Origin of the sequence: Mucilaginibacter sp. dw_454, from assembly GCF_018449775.1 — a bacterium.
In the GTDB taxonomy this organism is placed as follows: Bacteria; Bacteroidota; Bacteroidia; order Sphingobacteriales; family Sphingobacteriaceae; genus Mucilaginibacter.
This window is the reverse complement of the sequence record NZ_JAAVVB010000005.1, coordinates 193,176-202,541: the sequence shown is the minus strand read 5'-3', so window position 1 is coordinate 202,541 and position 9,366 is coordinate 193,176. Positions and strand designations below refer to the sequence as shown.

The window sequence follows — 9,366 nt, the reverse complement described above, 5'->3', positions numbered from 1 at the left end:
AGCTTATTAATCAGGATAATAGAATATCAAATATATACCAAATCGAAGTAATTCAATGGCACAAAGCATGGACATTTAAAGGACAAATGAGCAGGGTCAAACACCTCGAAAAATCTGCGCAAAAAAAGATATAAATAAGCGTTTATTCTAAAACGTTACGTGGACATAGCGTAGACAACACTATTAATTAATTGATTATCAATTAATTAATTTAAAAGTTTTAAGAAAATAAATGCAACTTACTGTGCCGTTTATTCGTAAAAGGGGGTAAAAAACCTACAATATTCAATCTATTTCCATCTGATCTGCCTGAGAAGGCAAGCGCATTTTCTTCAAAAGACGCGTTTTAGCGCGGCGTACGCTGGCGGGATCTATGTTTAATAACGCGGCAATTTCTTTATGATTAAGTTTCATCTCAAAATAAGTGTATAACCTTATTTCTTTTGCCGTAAGTGCGGGATGTGACCTTTTTAGATTTTCAAAAAAATCGGGATGAACCTGCTCAAAGTGGATTTTAAATTTTTTCCAATCGCTATCCAGCTCAATGTTGTCCTCTAACAAAGCGGTCATATCGTGCACATTTTTTTTGGTATGATAACGGTCAAGCCAGTTTAACTGCTGGAGCTGATCTTTCAAAAGGGCCAGTAATTCGCTTTTTTGAACCATGTTAAGCGTTGACGATGCCAGCTCGCGCTGATTAAGTTCAAGCCGCTCTTTTAACAATTCGCTTCGTTCTTTTTCAAGGCACATTTCGGCGTTGATCTGCTGGATCTTCAATTCATTCAACTTGTTTAAATAATCGGCCTCTTTAAGGTCAAAAGCCAGTTGCCCGCTTTGAATTTGGCTCTCCATCAGCGCGTCTTGTATAGAACGGGTGCGGGTAACCAAGGCTATTGAAAACCCTAACGCTTGTGCTATTACGCCAAAAAACGGTAACACATAATTATGCTCATTACTAAATGATACCAATAAATGATAGATAGGGATGGTAAGCAATATTGTTAAAGGCACCAGGTTTGCCAATAAGTAAGGCACGGCAAACGCAACTTTAAGAATGTAGGCTTTAACGCAGGTATAGAGTATAAGCGCAATGAGTATGGCGCAATACACATTATCATACGGGATGGTATAATATTCAAGGGGCATCCCGCACACGTTTACTATAATATTAATAATGCTTGCTATCAAATATATATTTAAGCAGTACCGCAATAACTGATCCTCTAACGCCAGGGTCTTTTTTATATTAAGATATGAGCGCGTAAGTTGTACATAGCCATAAAGAACAAGCATTATACCTATATGAGCGCCAATCTGGTTAATGTCATAAAAATGATAGGTATTGGCAAGTGTCGAATTAAATACGTGCGTGTAATAAGTCTCGAAAAAATACCAGTAAGCGGTGAGATAAAACATAACCCCCAACTGTATCATCAAATAAAAAATTACCGCTTTGTCTTTAAAACTAAAATATATGTATATGTTGTTAATTAAAAACAACATTAACACCACTATCGCAATTAGCCATAGGGTCTTAATTTTCTGGTTTAAATTGTCTACCGTTATCTTGGGCTTTAGTGATACCGTAACTTTAAATCTGCTATGAACAACATTAGGGCCGCTTACATCAACCCGCATATAAGTGGTATCTCTTGTCAGTGGCAATACTTCATAAGGATACACTCCAAACATGTACGGATTGTTATTGGTTCTGGCACCTGTAGTCATGCTGAGCCATTTTTTTGCTGCGCGATCGAAAAAATAAAATTTGGTGTTTTTATCCGGAGTTACCCTTAAATAATACGATTTATTAACCCGGTCTTGGTTGCCGGTAACTATTCTGAGCCAATATATATTAGCGCCAATAAGCGAATCGGTAGTAATAAACTTGAACAGGTTTAGTTTTGAAACCTGATTAATGTCATAGCCATGATCGGCCAGAACTGCGAATTTTAATGGTACAAACTTATCATCGACCTTGCCAACCGCCTGCGTAAAAACGGGCAGCAGGAGCATGCAAATCAACCAATAAAGCTTAAACTCGTTCAATTTAGTACCTGCTGATTGTTTTTAATATTGGGGAATACCCGTCTAATTTATCAATTAAAGTCTATAAACGTGGTTTATAGTAGTAAAAACAGCGTTTCAAATTAAACCTAACAGGAATATTATTATTGTCGGTGCCGGCTCTCTTCGCTGTATTAACAACCAATAGGTTAACCTTTTTAGGGCCGATTAATGCCGTTTTCTTGTTTCATTCTGTTTCACTATATTTTTATAATTTACTGATTTCAAGTTTTTTGCGACAAAACCTTGTTTCATCTGTTTCACTCCCGCGTGAAACACAACAAAGCCCCGGAACTTGCGTCCCCGGGGCTTTGTCATCTTTCGTATTATTGTTTTACTACCTAGTTGTTGCGCAGTATGGATATAAAGCCTTTGATGGCTGTAATGTCAGGGCTTAGTTTAAGGATATAGTAATATGTACCCTGTGGCAATGGTGCGCCGTTTCCGGTACTACCGTCCCATTCATTGCTGTAGCCTTTCTTTCTGTACACAACTTTACCCGCGTGGTCATAAATAGTTACCGTATTATTAGGGTAATAGTCTATGTCTTTAACTATCCAGGTATCATTCTTGCCGTCTCCGTTTGGTGACAGAATATTGGCCGGAATGATGGCACTTGGTGGCGGAATGTTTAACGTTTCGTCGCCGGTTACCGGTATCGCAGCAAAGCTGGTTGTTGCCGTGGTAGTTACGGTTAATGTGTACGTTTTGGTTGTGCCGTCCTCAGCAGTAATCAATATGGTTATGGTATTGGCACCTGTCGTCAGACTGATTGGGTTAGAATAACTGCCTGAGGCTACCGCGGTGCCATTAATCTTAACCGTAGCGCCGGCATCTACTACTATAGTCCGTACCGTTACCGTTGCCGTGGTTACGCTTGCCGTATAGCTGATAGCGTCGGTTTGCGTTGGCGTTATGCCACCGCCAATTGCAAGGCTTTTCAGACTCGCATTGTTTGATGGCATCCTGGTAATGGTCAGCGTATAGGTTTGGGGGGTACCGTCTTCGGCGGTTACTAACACGGTTACCGTGTTGCTGCCCGTGATTAGCGGTATGCTGCCCGAGTATAGGCCTGATGCTGTTGCCACGCCATTGATCTTTAATGTGGCACGCGCATCGGCTACTGTAGCTCGTACCAATACTGACGTTGCCATTACCGTTGCCGTATAGTCAGTTGGGCTGGTTTGTGTTACCATTACTCCGCCATTAAGCGCCAGGCTCTTCAGGCCGGCATTGCTTGATGGTATCCTGGTAATGGTCAGCGTATACGTTTTTGGGGTGCCGTCTTCGGCGGTTACTACCGTAGTTACCGTGTTGCTGCCTGTGGTCAGGCTAATCGTATTGGAGTAGCTGCCCGAGGCTACCGTAGTACCATTGATCATTATGGTCGCGTTGGCATCGGCTGTTATCGCTCTTACGGTGGCCGTAGTTGCTGTTACCGTTACGGCATAGGTGGTGGCGGTGGTTTGCGTTGGCGTTTGCCCGCTAACGGCTAAACTCTTCAGGTCGTTATTAGTTGATGGCAGCCTGGTAACCGTTAATGTGTACGTTTTAGGGGTGCCGTCTTCTGCGGTGATTACCGTTGTGATCGTATTAGCGCCCAGTGTCAGATTGATAGGGTTTGAATAGGTGCCTGAAACTACCGTAGTACCATCAATCATAACCGTAGCATTCGCATCTGCTGTTGTGGCTCTAACAGTGGTTGTAGTGCCCACTATGCTGGCAGTAAACGTGGTAGCACTTGTTTGCGTTGGCGTTTGGCCGCTAACTGCCAAACCCTTCAGATCGTTATTGGTTGATGGCAGCCTGGTAACCGTTAAGGTGTATGTTTTTGGTGTCCCATCTTCCGCTGTGATAACCATCGGGATAGCATTGTCGCCAAGTACCAGGTTGATATTGCCTGAGTATTGGCCAGAGGCTACAGTTGCACCATTGATCTTGATCGTAGCGCTGGCATCTGCAGTGGCTCTAACCGTCACTGTCGAAGCGTTCACACTAGCGGTAAATGTTGTTGCCGTGGTTTGGGTTGGTACTATACCGCCGCCAAGTGCCAGGCTTTTCAGGTCGTTAATAGTTGATGGCAGTTTGGTAACCGTTAACGTGTACGTTTTCATCGTTCCGTCTTCGGCCGTCACTACTATAGGTATTGTATTGGCACCTGTGGTCAGGCTGATATTACCTGTGTAGGTATTCGGTGCTACCGGCGTACCGTTGATCTTTAGTGTAGCGCCAGCATCTGCTGTCGCCGCCCTAACCACTACCTGCGAACCGGTCACCGTCGCCGTATATTCGGTTGAGCTCACCTGTGTTGGCGTTTGACCGCTAACCGCCAGGTTGCTCAGATCGGCGTTAGCAGACGCTATACGATTTACTGTTACTTGTATCGTTTTGGTAGCTACACCGTCCTCAGCCAGTATTACGATCGGGATAATCGTCGGAGTAGTCCCCGTATTTAGCGTAATATCCGCTGTAGTTACGTTTGATGCCGCCGGGTTACCGTTTATGGTTAAAGTTGCCAGTGGATCTGTTGCTATAGCTTTAAGACGCAACGTAGCTATTGTTAAGCCACTTAAAGTAACAGTATAAGCCGTGCTGCTTATTTGATTTATCGTACCCACACTGGTTAACAGGTTGGAAAGCTCCGCTTCGTTGGCTACAGTAGGGGTTATCGTTAAGTTTTCGGCATTAAAGGCAATTGTGTAATTACCGGTTGATGTTAAGCTGCCCTGACTTATTGCATACGTACCCGGCTGTTCGCCTGCGTCGCGCGTTAGCGTGCCGCTTAAGACATCATTAGCGCCATCGTTGATAGTTACACCGTCTACTGTGGTGCTAATCAGGCCTATTGTTGTATATGTCAGCGTTGGGTCGGCTGTGCCATATGCTTTGCTTTGGGGGTCAGCCGTTACCGTTAGTGTCGCCGGGTTAATTGTTAAATTGTCGCTTGTATAGTTTATTATATAGTTGGCATTTAATGCCAGCGTGCCTTGTGTTATGGCATAAGTGTTTGCATTTTCGCCCCCATCGCGAGTTAAAGTACCGGCAAACACATCACCATTGGCTAATGCGCCTGACGTGATTTGATAGGTAAGTGCCGGGTCGGCATCACCATAAACTTTCGTTTGAGCATCGGCAGTTACTGTTATATTTTTTGGAGTAACCGTGCTGGCTATAGTTGCTATGTGCAAAGTTGTTGCACCGGTTGCCATTACAAGGATGTCCCCGCTATAAGTGCCTACATTATCAGCTGCAGCTAATCGCAGGTAAAGGGCGGTGAGGCCTACTGTGCCGCTACTTTGTGGCAGGGTTAGGCTGTTTGTAAAAGTTCCGGCGGTTGATGTCGATATTTCAAAACCTGCCGGTGCCGTTACCGTAACGTCGCTTAACAAATTGCTGCCACCAACATCAAAGCTGGTACCACCGGTAGCGGTTCCGTACTCGTTACCCAGTTGCCCGATAAAGCTTGTCGCTGTTAGTGTCGGTTGAAGACTCACCGCCACCGAGCCGGAAACGTCACTGGTAACACTTAATCCGTCGCTGTTGGTTACTACCACATAGTAATAAGTTGTTCCTGCTGTTGCACTTAATGGTGCAAAGGTATCGGCAATATTAAAATAGCGAGCCGCGCGTACCCTGTCGCCATCGCTTTTGGTACCATGGCCCAAGCCATTGTCGCCGTTATCAAATCCGGCGCCATAAGCTTCGCTACCGTTAAATTGTGATGATGTCCAATAATAACCACTATTTGCAAAGCCACCTATTGCGGCCCTGTTGATATAAAATTGGTTCATTTCATTATAGCTTGGCAAAAACCAGTCGTTAAAGCCATTTGCACTATAAGCGCGGGCCAACCTGGCCGCGGTACCCGGCGTGCTGCATGAAGATATCATAGCATTAGTGTTTGCCAGGCCAGAGCCAATATTAAAACTGGTACCTACAGATGTTCCCTGGCAACCCCATTCGGCACCGTCACCGGCGTCTGTAGGGGCAACTATAATACCTGATATCTGGCCGGCAACATAACCCGGATCGCCGGGCTGTAAAATATAGCCTACTTTACCGCCCGCCCCGGCATAACTTGTGCCTATGGGTAAAGAAATTGGCGTACCGCCCGTATTACTTGCGGTTGTATTGCTGTACCATTGGTAAGTAAAGCCGGTACCGCCCGAAGCTGCAACCGTTAAAGGGGCAGGCGCGCCGTCAACAAATACTGCTTGCGAACCCGTTGCCGGCTGCATTGTGATGATTGGCTGGATTTTACGGGTAATGGTTGTTGTATATGTTTTTACGGTACCATCCGGTGCTACTAGTTTTAGGTCGATGGTATTTGTGCCTGTTGCAAGCGACAAATCGCTTGAAGCAGTACCGCTGGCGATACCGGTATAACCGCCGCCGTTTAATTGAATTTGTAATGTCGCATCAGCATCAGTTTTTGTTGGCGTAACCGTAATGCTGGTCGCTGTGGTTGACGCGGTATAGGTAGTAGTACCACTACCAAAAGCCGGGCTAAGTGTGCCGGAACTAAGAACCAATGCAGATAGCGTAGCATCGCTGGAAGCAGTGATATTAATGGTGCTGCTTACCACATCGCTTTGTAAACCTCCGTCAGAAACTGTATAATCAATCTGTCTTGAAGTATTTGTTCCATTTGCGGACGGATTACGCGATGCGTTGGAATAACTAACCGACTGCAAAACTTGTTGGTAATGCCCTATCGGGTCTGATCCTGACAATGTCAATACCCCGGTACCTGGCGTGTAAACTACGCTTATATTGGTACCCGCGGTGTTTGCCGCCAAAATATCGCCCAAAACAAAACCACTTGTTATAGTTACAGAGGCCGATGCCATGCTATTATCCTCCGGATCTGTAACCGTAAGGCCGGGACTAACTGCTGTGGCAGCATTCAGCGCATTATAAGTCAACGTATTGATACCGGCTATCACCGGTTTATCATTAACAGATATACTGATAACAGATGTCGAATTATCTGTTACAGTAGCTGCAATGCCATCATTTACTGCTATGGTAAAAGTTGTAGTTTCTGTACCGCCATGTGGTGTACGGTTTGGTGTTGGCGTAAAAACTAATCCCCGTATAGCTGTTTGCGCTGCAGCAGCGGTGCCTGAGAAAGTATAAGTGCCACCGCCTGCATTTGTAAAGCCGTTTAAAGTAGTAAAACTGCCTTTAGCCGCGTCATCAAGACTAACAGTTACTGTTTGGGTTTGTGATGTTTCTGCGTCATTAATAATAACACTGTTAAAAGGGCTAATGGTAGTATTATCGTTAACCCCCTGTTGCGATACGGTGCCTGCTATTGTTGGTGGTGTATTAGCAACCTGCGTACTGGTAGCAGAGTTTGGACTTGTGCCACCCGAGTTTACATAGCGTACCCTATAAGAATAAGTTGTACCTGCTGTTAAGCCCGTGATAGCTTGCGAAGTACCACTAACAGAAAGATCATTATATCCGCTTACAAAAGTATTGAAGCCATCGGCCGATACGTCTAAGCGATAACTTGTTGCACCTGTTTCTGCAGCCCAGGTGGCGGTAAAGCCGGTGCCCGATATTGCTGAAGCCGTAGGTGTTGCCGTGGGTTCAAATACGGTAATATTGTTTGAGAATGATGTACAACTATTGATATCTGTTATTAAAACCTTATAGGTACCGGCAACCAAACCCGAGGCCGTGGTTCCGTTTCCGCCGGATGGTGACCATGCATAAGTATAACCCGGCGTACCCCCACTTGCCGCTACAGTAACAGAACCATTGCCGCCGCCATGCATAGTAACATTGTTATTTAACGAGGCGGTTCCGCTTACAGGGGCGCTGGGCTGTCCAACAACAACGGTCACTTGCCCGGTACAACCAATATTGTCGGTAACAAATACGGTATAAGTGCCCGCGGCCAGCCCGGTTGCAGAGGACCCCGTGCCTCCGGATGGCGACCATGAATAAATAAAAGGGCCAATACCACTTGTTACAAGAACAGTGGCAGCGCCATTGTTACCTCCGAAGCAGGATACATTAGTTATGCCATTAGTAATAACTGATACAACGTCCACCGTTAAAGTGGCTGCATTTGAATTTACGGTACAAGTGCCAACACCGTTAATTAACCTGGCCCGGTAGGTAAAACCGGACATGGATCCCGTTGCAGGTGAAACATGTAAGGTAGCTGTTGCTGTTCCTGAATAAGAGCCGCCGTCGCTCAGGTCTGTAAAACCTGCACCTGAATTAACCTGCCATTTATAAGCCGTAACGTTTGTGCCGCTAACAGAAAATGTTGTAGCACCACCATTGCAAGTTGTGCGGTTAGGCGGGTTGCCGGTTACGGTTGGCGGCGTACATGGTATGGTAAATGTTTGTATATCGCCTAAGGTAGTACCGGTTGTGTTTGTACCTTCAATCCGGTAATAATAGGTTTGGCCGCTTACCAAACCGGTAAGATTGGCTGTGATTGTCTGATTTGATGAATTAAGCGCTACCGAGGTGGCTGATGCGGTAGCAGTTAGCGCTCCGCTAAGATCAGACGCCGTACTATAGTCAAAAATTATACCTGTAGTTTGTACGGCGGTAGAAAACACCTCTCCATTTAACGTAGCCGATGAGGTACCGATGCCGCTGGCTGCTGGCGTTGATACCGCTGGCGCAACAGCCGGCGGTTCTGTGTTACTAACCGCATCTGCAACACCTTCCCGCGTTGGGGTAACCGTAAAAGGCCCCGATCTGTTTACAAATTCTACATTGCTGGGGTCGTCTACGTCCGGTCCATCGTTATCATATTGAAATATAGTGCTGCCAAAAGCATTGGTTGGCCCAACAACAAAATGTGATCCTGTGTAAAAGTAGAAGCTGTTGGTTGCCGTAAAAATAAGGCCGGCGTAAGTGTCGTCCGTAAGCGTGCTGCCGCTAAAAAATAATATTTTAGCGAGATTATTATCTAAAAATGGGCCTTCAGATTCTGTAGTTGAGCTAACCACAGCTGCATCTGCATGAAGCTTCAGCTGGCCAAACACATAAATGGTTGGGTTATCCCAGGGTTCATATCCTAAACTAAGGTTACCCGCGGTATTAACCACGCTATAAGTTATGATCACATTAGAAGGTATAATTGCTATATCGCCAAAAGTTGGGATATGATTGGCAACGGGTCCAGACCAATTGGTGGCATCCTTCCATGAGCCTGTAGCCTTTGCTACATAGGTACCGGCATAAACGTTGTTTAAAACGCCGATAAAAAGGATGGTAAATAAAAATTTAAGTAAAAATTTCTTCATAGCAATTGGTCTTTTGGGT

2 protein-coding genes are annotated in these 9,366 nt (G+C 45.2%); both read right to left on the bottom strand.

Translation table 11 applies throughout. The features are described from left to right. Nucleotides 1–285 precede the first annotated feature (285 nt). Nucleotides 286–2,049 (bottom strand): hypothetical protein, encoded by a 1,764-nt coding sequence (locus tag HB679_RS16010; protein WP_214073018.1) that lies wholly within the window; start codon nt 2,047–2,049, stop codon nt 286–288. A 359-nt stretch (nt 2,050–2,408) separates the two neighbouring features. Continuing rightward, nucleotides 2,409–9,347 carry a cadherin-like beta sandwich domain-containing protein gene (locus tag HB679_RS16005; RefSeq protein ID WP_214073017.1) on the bottom strand — a complete coding sequence of 2,313 codons (6,939 nt, stop codon included), beginning with the start codon at nt 9,345–9,347 and terminating at the stop codon, nt 2,409–2,411. Nucleotides 9,348–9,366 lie beyond the last annotated feature (19 nt).

What these genes read in the sequence shown, in the direction of transcription:
- HB679_RS16005 (WP_214073017.1), bottom strand. Translation starts at nt 9,347, where the DNA reads ATGAAGAAATTTTTACTTAAATTTTTATTTACCATCCTTTTTATCGGC.